15 protein-coding genes and 1 pseudogene are annotated in these 18,841 nt (G+C 39.3%); 4 read left to right on the forward strand and 12 right to left on the reverse strand.

What is annotated here, in order from left to right; all coding sequences use genetic code 11:
* Positions 1 to 237 precede the first annotated feature (237 nt).
* The 10 genes from ACIFOT_RS28645 to ACIFOT_RS28690 all read right to left on the reverse strand — a co-directional run bounded on the left by ACIFOT_RS28645 (position 238) and on the right by ACIFOT_RS28690 (position 12,615).
* Positions 238 to 579, reverse strand: a complete 342-nt coding sequence (locus ACIFOT_RS28645) for a DUF805 domain-containing protein (RefSeq protein WP_430071271.1) — start codon at positions 577 to 579, stop codon at positions 238 to 240.
* A 409-nt stretch (positions 580 to 988) separates the two neighbouring features.
* A complete protein-coding gene (gene glaH / locus ACIFOT_RS28650; protein WP_430071273.1) occupies positions 989 to 1,927 on the reverse strand; it encodes a glutarate dioxygenase GlaH in 939 nt (312 codons plus the stop codon).
* Positions 1,928 to 2,247: 320 nt separating this feature from the next.
* Positions 2,248 to 2,583: a DUF3870 domain-containing protein gene (locus ACIFOT_RS28655; RefSeq protein ID WP_430071275.1), complete on the reverse strand. Its 336-nt coding sequence runs from the start codon at positions 2,581 to 2,583 to the stop codon at positions 2,248 to 2,250.
* A gap of 27 nt (positions 2,584 to 2,610) precedes the next feature.
* On the reverse strand, positions 2,611 to 3,825 hold the full coding sequence (lhgO, locus tag ACIFOT_RS28660) for an L-2-hydroxyglutarate oxidase (RefSeq protein ID WP_430071277.1): 1,215 nt from the start codon (positions 3,823 to 3,825) through the stop codon (positions 2,611 to 2,613).
* A gap of 36 nt (positions 3,826 to 3,861) precedes the next feature.
* Positions 3,862 to 5,304: an aldehyde dehydrogenase family protein gene (locus ACIFOT_RS28665; RefSeq protein WP_430071279.1), complete on the reverse strand. Its 1,443-nt coding sequence runs from the start codon at positions 5,302 to 5,304 to the stop codon at positions 3,862 to 3,864.
* A 206-nt stretch (positions 5,305 to 5,510) separates the two neighbouring features.
* Complete coding sequence (locus tag ACIFOT_RS28670) at positions 5,511 to 6,938, reverse strand: amino acid permease (protein WP_430071282.1); 1,428 nt, start codon at positions 6,936 to 6,938, stop codon at positions 5,511 to 5,513.
* Positions 6,939 to 6,980: 42 nt separating this feature from the next.
* Positions 6,981 to 8,156 carry a Glu/Leu/Phe/Val family dehydrogenase gene (locus ACIFOT_RS28675; protein WP_430071284.1) on the reverse strand — a complete coding sequence of 392 codons (1,176 nt, stop codon included), beginning with the start codon at positions 8,154 to 8,156 and terminating at the stop codon, positions 6,981 to 6,983.
* 93 nt (positions 8,157 to 8,249) lie between these two features.
* Positions 8,250 to 9,698, reverse strand: coding sequence for an aldehyde dehydrogenase family protein (locus ACIFOT_RS28680; RefSeq protein ID WP_430071362.1), 1,449 nt, complete (start codon positions 9,696 to 9,698; stop codon positions 8,250 to 8,252).
* Positions 9,699 to 9,778: 80 nt separating this feature from the next.
* Positions 9,779 to 11,452: a thiamine pyrophosphate-binding protein gene (locus ACIFOT_RS28685; RefSeq protein ID WP_430071287.1), complete on the reverse strand. Its 1,674-nt coding sequence runs from the start codon at positions 11,450 to 11,452 to the stop codon at positions 9,779 to 9,781.
* Between the two features lie 113 nt (positions 11,453 to 11,565).
* Positions 11,566 to 12,615 carry an aromatic ring-hydroxylating oxygenase subunit alpha gene (locus ACIFOT_RS28690; protein ID WP_430071289.1) on the reverse strand — a complete coding sequence of 350 codons (1,050 nt, stop codon included), beginning with the start codon at positions 12,613 to 12,615 and terminating at the stop codon, positions 11,566 to 11,568.
* A 347-nt stretch (positions 12,616 to 12,962) separates the two neighbouring features.
* On the opposite strand from ACIFOT_RS28690, the gene ACIFOT_RS28695 reads away from it, so the two are divergent.
* From ACIFOT_RS28695 to ACIFOT_RS28705, 3 genes and pseudogenes are all read left to right on the forward strand, one after another.
* Positions 12,963 to 14,333 (forward strand): sigma-54 interaction domain-containing protein, encoded by a 1,371-nt coding sequence (locus ACIFOT_RS28695; RefSeq protein ID WP_430071291.1) that lies wholly within the window; start codon positions 12,963 to 12,965, stop codon positions 14,331 to 14,333.
* Between the two features lie 57 nt (positions 14,334 to 14,390).
* Positions 14,391 to 14,507 (forward strand): annotated as a pseudogene (locus ACIFOT_RS28700) (IS3 family transposase); the annotation flags it as partial.
* Between the two features lie 929 nt (positions 14,508 to 15,436).
* On the forward strand, positions 15,437 to 15,988 hold the full coding sequence (locus ACIFOT_RS28705; RefSeq protein WP_430071294.1) for a PepSY domain-containing protein: 552 nt from the start codon (positions 15,437 to 15,439) through the stop codon (positions 15,986 to 15,988).
* Between the two features lie 289 nt (positions 15,989 to 16,277).
* Here the strand turns inward: ACIFOT_RS28705 and ACIFOT_RS28710 are convergent, their stop codons facing one another.
* Both ACIFOT_RS28710 and ACIFOT_RS28715 read right to left on the reverse strand, forming a co-directional pair.
* Positions 16,278 to 16,553, reverse strand: coding sequence for an LrgB family protein (locus ACIFOT_RS28710; protein WP_430071297.1), 276 nt, complete (start codon positions 16,551 to 16,553; stop codon positions 16,278 to 16,280).
* Positions 16,547 to 16,885 (reverse strand): hypothetical protein, encoded by a 339-nt coding sequence (locus tag ACIFOT_RS28715; RefSeq protein WP_430071365.1) that lies wholly within the window; start codon positions 16,883 to 16,885, stop codon positions 16,547 to 16,549. Before ACIFOT_RS28715 ends, ACIFOT_RS28710 begins: the two co-directional genes overlap by 7 nt.
* Positions 16,886 to 17,655: 770 nt before the next feature.
* Between ACIFOT_RS28715 and ACIFOT_RS28720 the strand changes: the two genes are divergently transcribed.
* The gene (locus tag ACIFOT_RS28720; RefSeq protein ID WP_430071300.1) at positions 17,656 to 18,660 is read left to right on the forward strand and encodes a DUF3231 family protein; all 1,005 of its coding nucleotides are present in this window, start codon (positions 17,656 to 17,658) and stop codon (positions 18,658 to 18,660) included.
* The last annotated feature ends 181 nt before the right edge of the window (positions 18,661 to 18,841 follow it).

An 18,841-nucleotide genomic window follows, 5' to 3' on the forward strand; every position in this document is an offset into this window, starting at 1 on the left:
CAAAATCTAGGACTTGACTTTATGAACCGTTCTTATCGACCGTCATGGCACTTTTTCGGGTCTGAAGGGCTTTATAAAACGCCCTTATCGACCGTAGAGACACTTTTTCTGGCATAACGGGCTTTATAAAGTCTGATTTGACTTAAAACCTTTAATGAACAAGTAGATTTATAGGTTGGCTTCCCTTAGTATAAGAAAAACCGCCTTATCATAGATAGGCGGTTTATTGCAACAAACTTAATATTTAGGATTTTCACCAAATCGATTGTCGCCCTGGCTGTCTTGGCACAAGAATACAAGCATAATAATCCAGCCGACTAACGGAATGAGCCCAATCAACTGCATCCAGCCGCTTCTTCCGGTATCATGAAGCCGGCGGGCTGTAACAGCTAGCGATGGTAACAATAAAGCCAAACCAAAGAGTCCCGTTAAAACATTTTCAAGGCCTAGGACATTTTCTATCACCATAAGTATAATGTCAAAGATGACATAGAAAAGAATAAACATCCAATATTCCTTACGGCGTGCTCTTCCTTCGAAGCCAGCATAATTCTTTACTACTTTTAAAAACCATTCCATTCCAATTAACCCCCTTGGAAGTATTTCACAGAAATATTAATAATTACAATATTAAGTATATCAGCTTATTAGATTAATATGATAGAGGATTTTGTTATTTTATGAGAGTTATTGTCTAAAGATGGCGAAGGCAAGTTACCTGGGCCAGGCTCACCGCCTTGCTTTTTAAGACGTTACCGATAAATTTTTATCAAGCCGCAGGTTTGGTTAGAATTCCGCGATCTTGGACAGGAATTCCGCAAACTTGAGCCGGAATTCCGCGAAATTTTAATTTTATTCCGCCAATCTGAACCATAATTCCGCGGATTACTCTATAATTTCCGCAATGTGTATTTGTCTCCCCCCAAATTTGTGCGCCTAACTAAAAAAAGAACAAATCAAAATGAATTTGTTCTCTTAAGGATGTTAATTATTGATTAAAACGTCCGCGCTGACGAAGTAATTCGCGGTTCAGGTTAGGATCTACCTCAAAGGCTGCACGCCCATGTAACCAGAATATATTGTTAACAACTACTAAATCCCCGACTGGGAGTTCGAGTTCTGTAACACTCTCATCGGTTTCAAATGAATGTGAAAGGTCACGAAGATATTTAGCTTCTTCAATGGTTTCAGGACAAACAAATTGGTCGATGAAACATGCACCAGGCTTATTATTGTAATTGAAGAAGGTTAAGCGCTGGATTTCTTGATCTACATTTTTACTAGATGGTGCTTTGTAAGTAAACTTATGGTTAGCTAATGGATGATTTACAAACTTATCAAGGTCTTTCCAATCATCAAGGTGTAATAATCGGGATTCACCGCCCCGCGCATTTTCCTCTACTATTTTCATCATTAACAGCCAATCTGTTGGTTCATCTACGAATGTCCCATCTGTATGAAGAGTGAATAAGCGATATGCTTGACGAAGGTAGGAGTCACTGTTATCGGTATGTTTGACAGAAAAGCGTGCGTAATATTTACCTGACATCGAATCAAAATTCGATGAACCTAACAAATAAGAAATGGCAGTGGAGAAAATAACGTATTCATCTGTATCCTTCGTAACACCATCCAATCCAATAGTAAACCCGCCTGATTCACGGTCATGAACGATGCTTCGAAGTAACTCGCCGAATTCTTCACCAACCTGTTCTAATAGCATGGAAGAGACAATAAGACGAGCATATGGTGTATATTCTAAATGCTGGACAGAATAATTTTCTGCTTTGACAGCATTTAAAAACCCTTGAATTGCCTCTTTCGAAAGTTGAATGTGGTATAGACGGTCTGTTTGTGGATGAACGTTCACTTCATACATTTTTGTTTTTGTTTCAAATTTTCCTCTTTGTTTTTCTGCGATTGCCATTTTTCATTCCTCCAGTTTTGTGTAAGATAGGTAAAAATATGGAAGCCAGGAAATATAAAAAGCCAGCTGCACAAAGTTCCCTAAAATAGCAGAGACTCAATGTACAACTGGCTTATATTCACTTCACAGCTCTATTTGTAAATAGAGTCACAATGAATTAGCAGTTAATTGTTATTTATATTTCCTGTTTCCAAGTATTTATAATCTATCCACGGTTCTGAAAGGGTGTTATATCAGAAGGCGGAAGTATTAGAAATATTTACTATTATTAGTATAATTTGTATATGCTAGATTGTCAATTAGTTATTTTATAAGAATTATTATACCTTTTGTTTTTCTTCTGTTTTTATTTGATCGAAATGAAGGCCCAGATCCTTTAATGCCGCAACAATAGCATTTGTCGCCTTGCCTCGGTAATAGGTTTCAATTTCTTCGATTGCATCTTCTACTCCATCTTTTAAACTAATGCCCCTTAATATACGGCCAATAAAGTCGCGCCCCTGTTCGGTTGCTAGAGTACATGAGGCCTCTAATATCACACCATATTTAATATCTATTTCAGCCGTAATCGTTAACGTATCGAAGACACTTTTTGCTGCCATTCCTTGCGGCAGACGCGCGTGGCCTGCAATAAAAATTGTTTTTCCATTTAGCATATTGGGTCTTCCTCTCGAAAGAATTATTTAAACGAATATAGCTTCTTTTAAGTTTGTTTGTTCTGGTATTCTATTCACAACTTCTTTTCCGATTTCGATGGAAGCCGTTGCAGCAGGAGATGGCGCATTGCATACATGGATCGTTCGTTTCCCTTGAATAATATGGAAGTCATCCACCATATTCCCATCGCTCCTTAACGCTTGAGCACGGACTCCAGCAGGTGCAGGGATTAAATCATCTTCTTGGATTTCAGGAATGAGTTCTTGAAGGCTCTTCGTAAATTGTTTCTTGCTGAAGGAGCGAATATATTCATCCAGCCCCTCCTTCGCAAACTTCCCTGCCATTTTCCATAATCCAGGAAAGCTTAATGATTCTATTAAATCCTTTGCATTAAAATCTGTCTTTCTGTATCCTTCCCGTTTAAAGCTAAGCACAGCATTTGGTCCCGCATCGACTTCACCGCTGATCATTCGGGTAAAATGGACCCCCAGAAACGGGAACTTTGGATTTGGCACCGGATAAATTAAATTTTTTACTAAATAGCGCTTTTCAGGTTTTAATTTGTAATACTCGCCTCTAAAAGGCAAAATCTTCATATCTGTTTTATATCCTGCTGCTAAAGCTACACGATCACTGTGAAGCCCAGCACAGTTAATGACCATTCCTGCTTTTAATGTTCCACGATTCGTTTCAATGATTACTTGATCCGATTCCTCATGCATTTTCTCCACTTTTGTATTTAGACGAATTTCTCCGCCACTCTCTCGGATAAGTTCGGCAAACTTTTCACTAACTTGCCTGTAATTTACGATGCCGGCCATCGGAACACGGATTGCGCCTAATCCATTAACATGTGGTTCAATTTCCTTTAATTCATCTGAACCGATTCTATGAATAGCTAATTCATTTTCCAGCCCTCGTTTATATAAATTTTCAAGAAGCGGTAATTCCTCTTGTTTCGTTGCAACGATTACTTTTCCGCAAATATCATGGTCTATTCCATGTGTTTGGCAGAAGACGATCATCGATTTACTTCCTTGGCGGGCAAAACGAGCTTTGAAACTACCGGGCTTATAATAAATGCCTGAATGAATCACACCGCTATTATGGCCTGTTTGATGTTCCGCAACAACGGATTCCTTCTCAATGACGACTACCTTTGCATTAGGAAAACGCTCATAAATGGCCATCCCTGTTGATAAACCAACAATTCCTCCGCCCACTATTGCAAAATCATACATTTTCAATAGGACCCCTCTCCGATTTAATAGTAAGAATTACATTGGATCCATATAAACAGTCTTCACTTCTGTATAAAACTCAATAGCAGCTTTTCCCTGCTCACGACTGCCGGAACTAGAATTCTTACATCCGCCAAAAGGCATTTGTGGTTCTGCTCCCGAAGTTTCCGAGTTAACATGTACAAGTCCTACTTCCGCATCTTCAACAAAGCGGCGGGCCAATGTCAGGTTATTTGTGCAGATGGCTGCGCTAAGACCAAATTCCGTATCATTTGCCATCTCCACTGCTTCTTCGTAATCTTTGACTTTAAATAATGCAAGAACTGGACCAAAAATTTCTTCACGGGCAATTCGCGCGTCACGTGGCACATTTTCAAAGATTGTTGGTTTTACATAAAAACCATTTTTTAATCCTTCCTCTTCCGGAATCTCACCACCGCAAAGCAGTGTTGCTTCTGATTTCCCCGCTTCGATCATTTCGAGCACCCCATCAAGCTGTGCTTTTGATACGGCGGGTCCGATAACTGTTCCCTCGTGAAGCGGATTACCAATGGTTAATTCCTTCGTCCGCTTTACGAGCAGGTCACGAAATGACTCGTAGATCTCTTCTTGGACAATCACACGACTAGTTGCTGTACATTTTTGGCCGGTAGATTTAAATGCTCCGCCTACAGCTATTTCAACTGCTCTATCCAGATCTGCATCATTTAGAACAACAAGCGGATTCTTCCCTCCCATTTCCATCTGTACCTTTTTCCCGTTTTCTACAGCCTGTTTTTGAATCTGCCGCCCTACTTGGTTCGAACCGGTGAAGGAAATGGCTTTTATATCTGGATGTTTCACCAATTCATTCCCAATAACAGATCCTCTTCCGAATACACAATTAAGGACACCTGCTGGCAGACCTGCTTCATCAAAAGCTTTCATGACGTAATAGACAGATTTCGGCGTTAAATCAGCAGGCTTAATCACCACTGTATTTCCATAGATAAGTGCTGGTGCCATCTTCCATACTGGGATGGCAATAGGAAAATTCCACGGTGTAATTAAACCGACAGGACCTGAGGGTGTACGAGTCGTATACAAAAATGTTTTTTCATTAGCGGACGGTATTACGTCTCCAAGCGGCTGCCGTGCTTCAGCTGCAAAATACTCGAGGATGCTTACTGCGCGATTAGCCTCCCCCATCCCTTCCGAAAATGCTTTTCCCTCTTCCTTAATTAGATCCCGTCCTATTTCCTCTATGTTATCTTTCAAAAAAGCCGCTGCCCTTTGTAAATAAGCTGCCCTTTGTTGAATGGAGAGTTTTTTCCAAGCTGGAAAGGCATTTTTTGCAGCGGCTGCCGCGTCGTGTACATCAGCTGCGGCACTGGATGGGAATTCCCCTAAGCTTTCACTGTTATGCGGACTTAGGTTTTCTTTATATTCCTTTGTAGACGGCTCTTTCCATTGTCCGTTAATGTAATTTAAATAACGCATCCATAAATCCTCCTAAAATCATCTATTATTCTCTTTTTCACCTTTTCATTTATGCTGGATTACTAATATCAGCATCATCGTTCACACTAGCAACTGTTTTCCTTGTCACCACACTTACACCTAACGTTACAGCAATATCCATAAAACGATATGTTTTATGGATATTTTTGTTATTTGAACATTCTGATAATTTAAACTATAAAAATCTATTGCACTAGCTTTTCGGGCTGATCATTAGATAGGACCGTTGCATCGATTTTCTTTCTAGTAAATTTAAAATAGTAAAAAACATAACATGCGGCAACAAAGCCAAATCCTATATATAGTGATGTCCGCTGGGCTGGGTCGAATGCGGTAAACACAACGATTCCTGCACACATGATGAGGCACAGAATTGGAAGGAGAGGAAAGAAAGGTACTTTAAATTTTAAATCCTTCAAGCTTCCGCCATCCGCAATATACTGTTTGCGGAATTTATACTGTGCAAGAGCGATCGCCATCCATGTAACTACCCCTCCAACCCCGCTGATAGCCAGCAGCACCACAAATAATGTTTCCTCTGCTATGACACTAGTAAGCAAAGATAGTAAGGCAAAGACGAGTGTAACGAGCAAGGCATTCATGGGCACACCACGTTTATTTATCTTTCCGAACATACGGGGAGCTTGCCCGCTTTGGGAAAGAGAAAAAAGAATTCTCGTACATGCAAATAAACCTGTGTTCCCAACCGAAAGAATAGCCGTTAAAATAACGAAGTTCATAATATCCGCCGCATAAGGAATACCAATCATATCGAATACTGTTACAAACGGGCTTTCAAGTACACCTGCTTTTTTCCATGGAACAATGGCTGATAAGACAAAAGTTGCCAGCACATAGAAAAGTAAAATACGGACGATGATACTCCGGATTGCTTTTGGGATACTCTTTTCGGGCTCCTCTGTCTCACCTGCTGCAACCCCCATGATTTCCGAACCCATAAAAGAATAGACGACTGTCATGATTGATATAAATATACCGATGAATCCCTTTGGAAATAATCCATCACCAATAAAATTTGAAAGGAATGGAGCAGATTGCCCCTTGATCGAAACCAATCCGAATATCGCAGCCCCTCCAACCACGATAAAAAAGAGAACAGCCAATATTTTTATGGCAGAGAACCAATATTCCATCTCGGCAAAGCTTCTTGTTGTCAACGCGTTTATACCGAATAATATCAAGGTGAAAACGGCACACCACACCCATACTGGTACATCAGGAAACCATCTGGCCATCAGCAAACCGGCCGCTATAAATTCTAAACCTACATAAATAGCCCAGCTTAACCAGTAAGTCCAGCCGATCATAAACCCAGAAGCAGGGCCGATAAAGCGCTCTGCATGGGCCTGAAAAGAACCGGAGACTGGCATCACTACCGATAGCTCTCCAAGACAAACCATGACCATGTACATAAGTAAACCGCCGAATAAATAGGCTGTGATCGCCCCCATAGGTCCAGCCTGACCAATCGCATACCCGGACCCTAGGAAAAGACCTGTACCAATGACTCCACCTATCGAAAGCATAAATAAATGTCTGCTTTTCATCGAACGTTTTAATTCTTTTGGTTGATTTCCCTGTTCTGGTTTCATCTAATTCCCCCTTTATTTTCTCTATTCATATGAATTAACCGCTTATCTGACTGCTGCTTTTTCAGACGGATCAGCAAACTCTAATAAATCACTGACTTCCGGTTTAAAGATTTCATACGCAACATCTCGCTGATATCTGTTTTGTTTCTTCGCTTCTGAAAATAGTTGAATCGTATTTTTTCGGCATAGCTTTTCAATATCATCCATTACAGCCTGCGGGTCTGGTTTGACCAGTCCGAAAATCACTGCGTCATAAAATCTTATGGCCCCTAGGTTCGCAACAAAATCATTGACGATGTCAATTCCTCTTTGTTTGATGATTTCATCTCCTTCTGAAGAAATTGGGATATTAGCTGCTTCAACAATCAGGCTGGCTTTTACCGTATCTGCATTAGACTGGTTAATAACGTCCTCTAACGCACACGGGATGAGAACATCGCAATCTACATCAAGCCAGTCAGAGTTTGGCCTTACTGTATAGTTCGGGTCAAAATAATTGATATCCATTTCGCCATATACATTCTTATGGTCAATAAGGGTTTGAATATCCAATCCTTCTTCACATGTGACTAACAAGTTCGCATCTGAAATTCCGACGATTTTATAACCTAATTGAGATAGTTTTAATGCGCAGCTTGCTCCTACACAGCCAAAGCCTTGGATGACAACCTTCGCTCCGTCCTTGCCATTTTTAAACTTCCAAGCTTCATCGGCCGAAAAGGCAACACCATATCCTGTAACAGCATCATTTAAAAGCAATCCATCCATTCTTGTTTTCATCAGTCCATCAAAGTCCTTTATCCCTTGAAGAATCGCAGGATCTTGTTTCATGGATTTTGTCAGCGGGATATCAATGCCGAATTCGTTAAAGATTTGGAGGACATCTTCATACTTCGTACCTAGATCACTTCCTAAGGATACGCCGTTATCAATATAAGGCATCACGGCAATTAAAAATCTTCTTAAGACGGCATAAGCATCTGGAGCTTTGTAATCATACTTAATTCCCGCTTTACATCCACCGGTCGTTCCGCTGTCACTGGCTACATACTTATATGCCATTGCATGGGCTAATCTTTCAACCTCTTCTTTTGTTACTGACGGATGCATTCTCGTACCGCCGCCTGTATATCCCTTCACGAAATTATGAACAACAAGCCACCCCTGTGCATCCGTTTCCGTATCATTCCACTCGACAACTAAATATGGTTTAGTCAATCCAATCCCTCCCAAAGATTTCCTCTTTCATGCAGTTACTATTAAAAAATTTCTATAAACACTGTGGTTATGTTGTTGTTAAAAAATAAGCTGCTATTCAAACCAGCGAATAGGCTTCGGTTCCAAATTAATGTTAATCTGTTTCGTTTCCTGATATTCGTCCAATCCGTACGTACTAAGGCTTCTGCCGATGCCGCTTTGTTTATAGCCCCCCCACGGTGCTTGAATATTCGTGAGGTGGTAAGCGTTCACCCATGTAATACCGGCACGGACCTTTTTGATGACTCGCATTGCCTTGTTATGATCGGTAGAGAAAACGGCCCCTGCAAGTCCAAAGTCTGTGTCGTTCGCGATCTTGACAGCTTCTTCTTCATCTTTGAATTTCTGAATAGCAACAACGGGACCAAAGATTTCTTCTCTGACAATCCGCATATCGCTTGTCACATGAGTAAAGACGGTAGGTTCGATGAAAAATCCCTTTTCCAGACCATCTGTCTCTATTCGATTACCACCTAGAGTAAGTTTCGCTCCTTCTTCTTTCCCAATCCGAATGTAGTCTAGTATACTTTCAAAATGCTTTTCGCTGACAATGGCACCCATTTGGGAATGTTCATCATTTCCGGGGCCAACCCTAATCCCTTTTGCCTTTTCTACATATTTCTCCACAAATGTATCGTAGATCCCCTCTTGGACAAGAAGACGGCTCCCCGAAGAACAAACTTGCCCTGAGCCCATAAAAATGCCAAATAGGGCATAATCAACGGCTGTTTCCAAATCCGCATCATCAAAGATAATGTTCGGAGATTTCCCTCCTAACTCAAGGGACACTTTTTTTAAATTACCTGTTGCAGCCTGCATGATCCGGCGGCCGACCTCTGTACTTCCCGTAAAGGAAACAATATCTACATCATTACTTTCGGCAATCGTCTGACCCACAACTGATCCGATTCCCAAAATGAGATTAGCTGTTCCTTTTGGCAAATCGGTCTCATCCATCAGTTCAAACAATTTTACCGCTGTCATCGGAGTAATTTCCGCCGGCTTTAGAAGAATGCTATTACCTGCTGCTAGTGCCGGTGCAATCTTCCAAACACTCATCAATAAAGGAAAATTCCATGGAACAATCAATCCGGCAACACCCATTGGTTCTTTCACGATTAATGTCTGCATATCCCCGGAAGCTTCATATGATTGGCCATTAGGCATCGTAAGCAGACCTGCATAATAACGGAATGTATGAGCGGCTTCCTCTACATCTGACTGTGCTTCTCTTCTCGTTTTTCCATTATTCTGTACTTCTAAATCGGTTAACACATCCATGTTTTCCTGCAATTTATCAGCAATCTGGACTAAAACTGCCGCCCGCTCTTTTGGGGATTGGCCAGACCACTCAGCGCTTTCAAATGTTTTCTTTGCTATTTTAATAGCTTCGTTCGTTTCTTCTTTTGTTCCTTTCGGAGCCCTGGCAATGACTTCCTGTGTGGCAGGATTAATAATATCCATTTTTTCCGGATTACTAGATTCAATCCAATTCCCGTTCATATAATGTTTTAATTCTATTACCAAAACTTTGTCCCCCCTATCAGTAGGCTTATGGTCTAACAATGGCTGAAGTTAGGAAATTATCCGTGTTTTGGACGGAAAGATGCAATATATTCATCCGAATCTTTGTATTCCAATACTCCTACTGCATCTACATCTACTACAACCATATAAGGCTGTTTGCTTACGATTGCATTCGCTAATGCTTCTTTAAATTCATTGACCGAGCGTACTTTCTCAGATTCGAAGCCCATTGATTTAGCCATCATGACGAAATCCGGGTTTTTCAAGTCAACGGATGTGCGTCTGCCATAGGCTGCTTCTTGGTAGTATCTTAAGATCCCATAACCGCCATCATCGAATAATAGGACAATAATCGGCGTATCTTCCTGTGATGCGGTGATCATCTCATTAGCATTCACCATGAACCCACCGTCACCTGCAATTAGAACGACTTTCTTATCCGGCTGACCGATTTGAGCGCCAATTGCCATTGGCAAGCCTTGTCCGATTCCACCACCGGTCATGTAGAGGTAATTCCTTGGTTCGTAAATGTCGAACAATTTATTTCCCCAAGTGTATCCAGGGATGGTCACGTCCGTCACCAAGACCGTATTCTCAGGCAGCTGTTCACGCATGATATCCGCAACTTCACCATATGGCCCGATTTGGCTGCGGAGGTCATCACGAACACCTTGACGGGCAGACTTCACTTCATCCACATAAGCTGGATCAGGATTGATCTCCTTAGTTGCCAAAATACTGTTGATCTCTTGTAAAACTGCCTTAGCATCTCCGACCAGTGTATACAATGTATCAAAGTTACGGTTAAATGCATCTGGATTCAAATCGATATTGATATGATTTTCAGGTACCGGAAGTGTCCAGTTAAATGTTTCCCCGCCACGGAACCGGACCCCAATACTAATGAGAAGATCCGACTTTTCCAGTAGTTCCTTCACTTGTGATGTAGCAGCAAAGTTGCCGATGCAAAGCGGATGATTTTCAGGGATAGCCCCTTTACCGGACTCGCTTGTAATGACAGCAGGCTGGATGTTATCTACTAACGTTTGAAGTTCCTCTGATGCCCCTGAAGCGATTACTCCATGTCCTGCCCAGATGACCGGTCTTTTTGCAGCGGCGATTTTTTCCCCAACATCAGCCGGAATGTTGATTTTCACTTTTGGATCTTGAACCGTTTCCACTTCAATCAATTGATTATCAGGAATAATCTGAGCCTGGAAATTCGTTGGAATGGAAATCGTTACCGGACCTGTAGGAACAGTCAGCGCCTCTTTGATCGCTTTGCGAATAAATGGTGTGATTAGCTTTGGCCGCTTCAACAAATAGGCTGATTTGTTTGCACCGTCCATCATTTTCAGCTGATCCTTCGCTTCGTGAATATAACGTTGATCTGTTCCAATATAATTGGAATCAGCTTCCCCGGTAATGTGCAATAATGGCGTTCCTGAGTTCCATGTTTCCGTCAATGCACCTGTACCGTTCCCTGCTCCAGCACCAGTACTTGTTAATACAACGCCCAATTTCCCTGTAGCACGTGCATAGGCATCGGCCATGTTGACTGCTCCACTTTCACCGCGGGAAGTGACCATACGGATACTTCCTTCACGCAGCATCGCATCATAAATCGGCATATTGTGAATACTGACGATGCCGTAAACTACTTCCACCTCTGCTTGTACAAGCTCTCTTACAATTGCATCTGCAACCGTGAATTCTGTTTGATTGTTCATTGTAGTGTCCTCCCATATCTAATCATATTTCTTAGAAGCTTATCTTCTTTATTTAAAGGAGAACCATCCAGTCCAGTCTGGTTCCCTCTGCCTGAATTCCCTTTATCTTTCTTTCACTGACCATTGATGGCGCTTTCATAAAGATTGTGGAAATATTTGAGCGCATACTCAGTCGGAGAATAAACTCCGTACTTGAAGGCATTCGTGTGGAAACCCTTCTGCAATAACTCCACCAGGTCGAAATCCTCTTCTCTTACCTGATCCACGAAACGAATCAGTTCTTCCTGCTCTTCACTAATTTCATCTGATTTAAAGTAGTAGCTATAGATAGCCAGGGTTTTATCCGCGGACAGCGGTATAATTTGGCTTGTCGTCATATTCCCCTCTTTTCCAGGATAGATGCTCACCATCAAGTTTGGCCACACCCAATAAAAATTGGCGTGATCTCCTTGATCTTCTTTTGATTTGTTAGTTAATTCTGAATATTGACACGAGAAATTGTCATGTAAATCGATATGGTAATTTTTCATGTCAAAGGTTTTTGAAAACTCAGGGTGTGCAATCTTACAGTGGTCACACTCCAAATAGTTATCAACAACCGCTTTCCAGTTAGCATCTATGACTCTTTGTGTGACACGAATCTTTTTCAATGAATCTAGGAATGTGTATTTTTCCAAACTGGCCATGAAATCTCCATAGGTTTCTGCCATTGGTCCTGCATCCGGATTCAAATTGATAAAGATCATGGACTGTAGTACTTCAATCTTTACTTGCGTCATACAGCTATGGTTTCCTAATTCATTCGTAGTAAAGTTTGGCGCTTTATTCAATTTTCCGTTTAAATGGAAGGTCCAGCCGTGATACGTACACGTGAAAACCTTTTTATTTCCGCACTCACTTTTTTCCACTATCGTCCCTCTATGTGGACAAATGTTATAAAAGGCATTTAATTCATTGTTTTTATCCTTGCTAATGATTATCGGCTGATCGGCTATCTCAAAAGTGAAGAAATCACCTGCCTTCTCCACTTGGCTCGTATGTCCTGCAAAAATCCAGCTAGATTTGAAGATATTCTTCTTTTCCTCTTCAAATATTTGCGGACTCACATAATGATCGTACGGAATAGTATGCTCCAAGGCATAATTGGTTTGTAACTCTTTCATTTTGCCATTCCCCCATTCTAACATTTAAATCCCTTAAAATGTTTTCATAAAATATATATTGCAAATTTCATGCCAACTGTCTTTTTTCATAATTGCATGGTTTTACAGGATTTCAAAAGTTGAAATTGAGTTTATATGCGTTCAAGGCTTCTATCTAAGCGTCTTGCCCCCCTCATTTACAGTTCAAAATATTTAGACTATTATAAGGTGTAAAGTGACAAAAATCACACTTACAAGGGTTATAGCTCCTTAGTTTGTTAGAATCACCTGTTAGTTTGTTTTTCTGAACACAATTGTGCTCAGGTTGAGTTCACTCACACTCACATGATGTTTTCGGGAGGTCAATCATGACATTATCCAATATTTCAACCGATTTAGATTTAAATTTGGAAACGCTAATTAAAATTTTGGATTATTCTTCTGATGAAATTTTTGTACTGAATAAGGATAAGAAAATTATTTATGTAAATGATGCCTGTAAGAAGCATTATGGTTTAAATAAGGAAAACGTTTTAGGAAAAGTAAGCTTGGAATTAGTGAACGAAGGCTATTGGTATCCCTCCATTTTCCCCGATATATTGGAAAGAAAAGAGCCGATTTTAATGAAACAAACAACAATCCTCGGTGCGGAGCTTCTTACTTCCGCCGTCCCTATTTTAAATGATAATAAGGAAGTAGAATTGATTGTAACAACCGCAAGGGAACTACAGAGCTACAACATGCTGAAGGTAAGAGAAAAGGATTCAAATCACAGAAAAGAAATGGATGATCCATTCGGCACCATCATGACAAATAATGAAAAGATGAAAGATGTACTGAAATTTGCCAAGAAGGTGGCGGCTGCACACTCTACTGTATTGATTCTTGGAGAATCCGGAACAGGTAAAAGCATTTTGGCCCAATATATACACGAAAACGGCAGCAGAAAGAGCGGACCCTTTTTAACCGTCAATTGTGCTGCCATCCCTGCTGATTTAATAGAATCCGAGCTATTTGGCTATACTCCAGGATCTTTCACCAATGCAAGCCGTTCCGGAAAAAAAGGGATACTTGAAAGTGTCGATGGGGGTACACTGTTTCTTGATGAAATAGGAGACTTGCCTTTGCCTCTTCAGGCCAAAATACTGCAAGTCATTCAGGAGAAAAAATTCATTCCTATTGGCGGGAATAAAGAAAAGAAAGTGGATATCCGAATCATTGCCGCAACCAATAAAGATTTAAATAAAATGGTAGAAAATAAAATGTATAGAGAAGATTTATATTATAGGCTGAACGTAGTTGATATCAAAATGCCTCCGCTTCGCGAAAGGCAGGAAGATATAGTCCCGCTCATCTATAAATTCATTTACAAATTTAATCGAATCCATGAAATGAACAAATTCATTTCTAAAGATTGCCTCGAATGGCTTACCCATTATTCTTGGCCCGGAAACATAAGGCAATTAGAAAACCTGATTGAAAAGCTTGTTATTGTTAGCGATGAAGTCATCGGTATCGATGACCTGCCCGAAGGCATTTATAACCAAGGACTGCAGCAAATTGAAAACAGTACCCCCGCTTCCCTTCATGAAGCAATTGAATTGGCAAAAAAAGAGATGGTTCGTAAATCTTATAAGCTGAATAAAAGCTCTAGACGTGTAGCCAAGGATCTGCAAATCAGCCAAACGTATGCAGCCAAATTGATTAGAGAGTATTGTCAGGGCTTGCCTGTGGATTGAGCATCCAATTTAACCATGTGTCAGAAAGCCTACAGGCTTTTAGAGTGCCAGTCAGAACACTTTAAGCAAGAACTAGCAAAATATATTGACTACTATAATCACAAACGAATTAAGGCAAAATTAAAGGGCATGAGTTCAATACCGAACTCATGCCCCACAAGTTGCCTAATGTAATAAACGTGTCTAACTTTTTGGGGTCACTTCATAGTAATTGGCGAGTTTCTTTATTAGGAATACCAAAACCTTATTTAACTAAAGCCCCCTCTAGTTTAAGTGCATTTCTTCACAAGTTTTACTGTTTCATACTTTGTTTTGTCTTGAAGAAATCCCCACCCTTTTGTTTTTCATCGTCAGTTCCCCAATATATTTTTTTGTTCATTTGTTGTAGTCTTGGGATATGTTTTGAACAGTGAATATACGCTTCATCAACTTCCACCATAACCCAACGTTCAGGTTTGTTTCCTTCTTTTTCTTCAATATCATTTATTATCTCTTCAGGAATATTAAATGAGCTTAAATGGTTATTTTCTATAATAGCTGCCTTACCATTAACATGGTAACCCTATGTTATTCTCAAAAAAATCTATAAACATTAGTCCTATATGGGCATTTTCTATGATGTTACCTAAACTTGCCATAACACCATTCCCTTTATATTCGGGATAAATTATTGTTTTATCATCAATAACACGTACAAAACCTGTTGAGCCAGCCCTAATCATTTTTGAATATTGAACTATTTATTTATGCCGCCTCATGCGTAATCCATCCCTTTATCATATTTTGAAATTGTTCGTGATCAATTTCAATTTACTTTAACGCATCACCTTGTTAACATATTATTTTACTAATATAGTAAAATATGGAAAAATATTATTGACAAGCCTAATTTATCCCCGTAGAATCACATTTAAGTCGCTTTTTTATTTTGAATATTCCAAATATTATTGACAGAAATTAGGGTCAGAGGAAGGAGGATTTCTTGAGAATGTGAACAGCTGAAGAAACTTTTTTACGAAGGAATGAGCATTAACAAATCAACAACGGCTTTAGAATGATCGGAGATAATTAATTTGAAATAAAACAAGGGGTGTGATGAAAATATGTCAAAAGCATTAAGTCTATACCAATTTAGTAGAAAAGCACATAAATGGTCTGGATTAATTTTATCTGTTGTTTTTATGTTCGTAGCAGTCACTGGCCTATTGCTTGTTTATATGATACCACTCGGAGTTGCGGATGATTTAAAAACAGGGAAGGAGGCGAGTCCAAGTCAATCGATACCTATGGATAAGGTCGTGTCCATAGCCACATCTCAGGGGCTTCCAGGTGTAACATCGGTTAAAGATATCTTTAGAATAGAATATAGACCAAGTCTAAATGTTTACCAGGTTCGCTTTAATAACAGTCAAGATGTTCAGATCGATGCGAGTACGGGAAAAGTTTTATCTACAAACCCAGATTACTCAACTTTCATCATTACTTTGCATGATGGATCCTTTTTTGGCAATTGGTATCGATACAGTGCTCTTACATTCGCAGGTTTATCTCTTATTCTACTGTCATTTTCCGGGTATTATATGGTGGGCTATCCACTTTACAAGCGTTTAAAAGTGCGAAAAAAAGCGAAAGACTTGAAAAATATTGCTACATAGCAGTAAAAATACAAATGTTAGCCTCCCATTTTTTCATTCGTAACCTAAAACTAGTAATAATGATAAAGTTTTCTCTATTGATAGAAGCTTTTGCACTCGTTTAGCAAAGGTTGTTTTAAATGTTATCAAGACCTAATTCGTAAAAGGTCATATAAAATAGAGGTTGATTCATATTAGTCATGTTATATATGGATCAACCTCTTGCTTCTTTTTCAATAATCGCACCCGATCGCCGAAGATCATGGTCTTCGGAGCTATCTTCACTTATTGAACTTTAGCACCCATTTTCCTACACGTTCAAAGTATGGATAAAAGGTGTTAGGATTAATGCCCAGATGACTGTAAGGATGGCAGTCAGAATGTAGCATACACTGGAGGTTGTTCCCTCTTTTTCCCCGATTTGAAACGCTTTTGCCGTCCCAAGTGCCTGTGCACCCAAACCATACATCATGCCGATGGACAATGGATGCTTAATGGAAAAGTGCTTCATTATTAGCACAAAAAGAAAAAGGCTGCCGAAGCAACCAAATCCTAAAAGAAATCCTTGTTCAAATAGGTTTACCATTCTCTCCATTCTTCAGTTATGTCTTCTTCGGACTCAAAGCCAGCTATTCGTGCTGCTTCAGTAATAAACTCATATAGTTCTTCTCTCTCCATTGTCTCAATAAAGTAATCATAATTTTCATTTAGTTCATTTAAACTGATAACTACATTTTTAACACATTCTAATACTTCTTCCTCAGTGGGATTATCTCTAAGCTCTTTTAGGCTATTGATGTATGAATGAAGAACCTCATTAGTTGCATTTATATTTTCGTCAGTAAATAGGTCATCATCTTCCATTCTTTGTTTCCATTCTAGCGTTGGTTTGTTTTTAGTTAACTCTTCAAAAGTCATAATATCCTCCAAATTTTTTACTTCTTGTTTGGGAGCTTCTTCACCCTCAACTGTTTCCTTGTTTTCGTTACAAGCCCCTAAAAATAAAACTGATGATAAAATAGAAAAGAATAAAAGCCTTTTCATAGTTGTAAAACCCCTATTATGTCTTGTACAAAACAATTATAAGGGGTTTTTTAGAAAATACTACAAACTATTTTATTGAATTTTATTATAATTTTTCTTCAGCTAAACTGCCCCATTAGCACAAAAAAAGCCGCCTACGATGTCAGCTTGGATCTTCAACTCTTGCACCCGTTAGCCATCCATGAAGCGCAAAAAACATCGCTTCACCACAGAGAATGAAAATGGATCAGGCAGTCTATACTGTTTTAATGCTGGCGAAGAAGGTCTTTGAACTATTGTGCCTTTGAGCCCATCCGTTAGTCTGACTCCAACGACCACGGTGTACCACCGACTGTCGCACCCATTTAGGGGTAGCACTTATGGGAGATTAATCCTTTTTCTGGTTGTTGCGCTAGCTTTGCCTTATTTAATACTAATTAGAAAGAATCCATTTACCTGTTCAACCATTATATGATCTTTCAAGAGGCTCAGCCTTTTTTTTAAAACTGGTTTTTCTGGGTCTATTTTTGTATGCTCTTTTTCAGTTTTTATTTTCATGGGAGTTCAACAAGAAACTTCTCAACTATTATCATCTAAAGGTTTAAGTCCAAAGAAACGCATATCTATTTCTGTGTCAGTAAAAAATACGGAAGAGGTGAGAACAAATGGAAAATGATAATTTTAAACTTACATCTTCCGAAATAGGAACACTATGGGGGGAATATGTTAACGGAACTATGACCGAGATAGTAAATAGGTATATGATTTCTATTTTGGAAGACGAATCAATAAAAAAAGTTTTTGAAATTGCCATTAAGACATGGGAAAAGCAAAAGAAGCATCTTGTTTCCTTCATTGAGAAAGAGGGATTTCCAGTTCCTATTGGATTTACTGAGTCCGACCTTAATAAAGGTGCAAAGAGATTGTTTACTGACACATTCTGCTTAAATTATTTACATATTATGACTTTACATGGTTTGTTGGGTCATACAACTGCTTTAAGTGTTTCTGTAAGAAAGGACCTTCGGGAATTTTACAATTCATGTGATAATGATGCAAAAAGTATGTACGATTTAACCATTGAGTTATTGCTTAAAAAAGGAAAATTCCAACGAGACCCCTATTTTTATCCTAACGAAAGCCCTGAATTTATATCTAACAAAGATTTTATTGATGGATTCTTCGGAAAAGGGAGACTTTTATCTGCTACAGAAATAATCAGTATTTCTCTTAACATTAAAAAGAGCATTATGGCAAAAACTCTTTCAATCGGATTCAGTCAAGTCACTAAATCTGAAGAAATAAGAAAGTTTTTTGAGGAATTAGAAAAAAAGGCAGATGAAAACATACAAGCCCTTTCTAAAATTATGCACAAGGATAATTTACCAGTACCAATGTCGTGGGAATCAGAGGTTACAACGTCAAAAGACTCTCCTTTTTCAGATAAATTAATGTTGTATCATATGGGTTTCTTGGCTCAAACTGCACAAGTATATTACGGGACAGGTCTAGCAGGAGCCATGCGAACAGACCTAGCTGTAGTTTATGAAAAAACAATTCTAAAAACATTAGCAATGACAAAAAACTGGTTCGATATTATGGTGAAAAACAAGTGGTTAGAACAGCCACCACTTGCTCCCAATAGAAAAGAACTTGCACAAGATAAATAAGATATACCCCTCATTAGTGAGGGGTATATTTTTAATTAACTTTTTAATTTAAGGGATAATTTCTACATAAAGTAGTTATTTCCTTCTTAAACTAACCTGCATCCTATAGTTGAATAAAGAAAAAAAGCCGCCAATATAGCAGCTTGATCTTCAACTCTTGCACCCATCACTTTAAGTGTAA

The organism is Neobacillus sp. NRS-1170 (assembly GCF_050468025.1).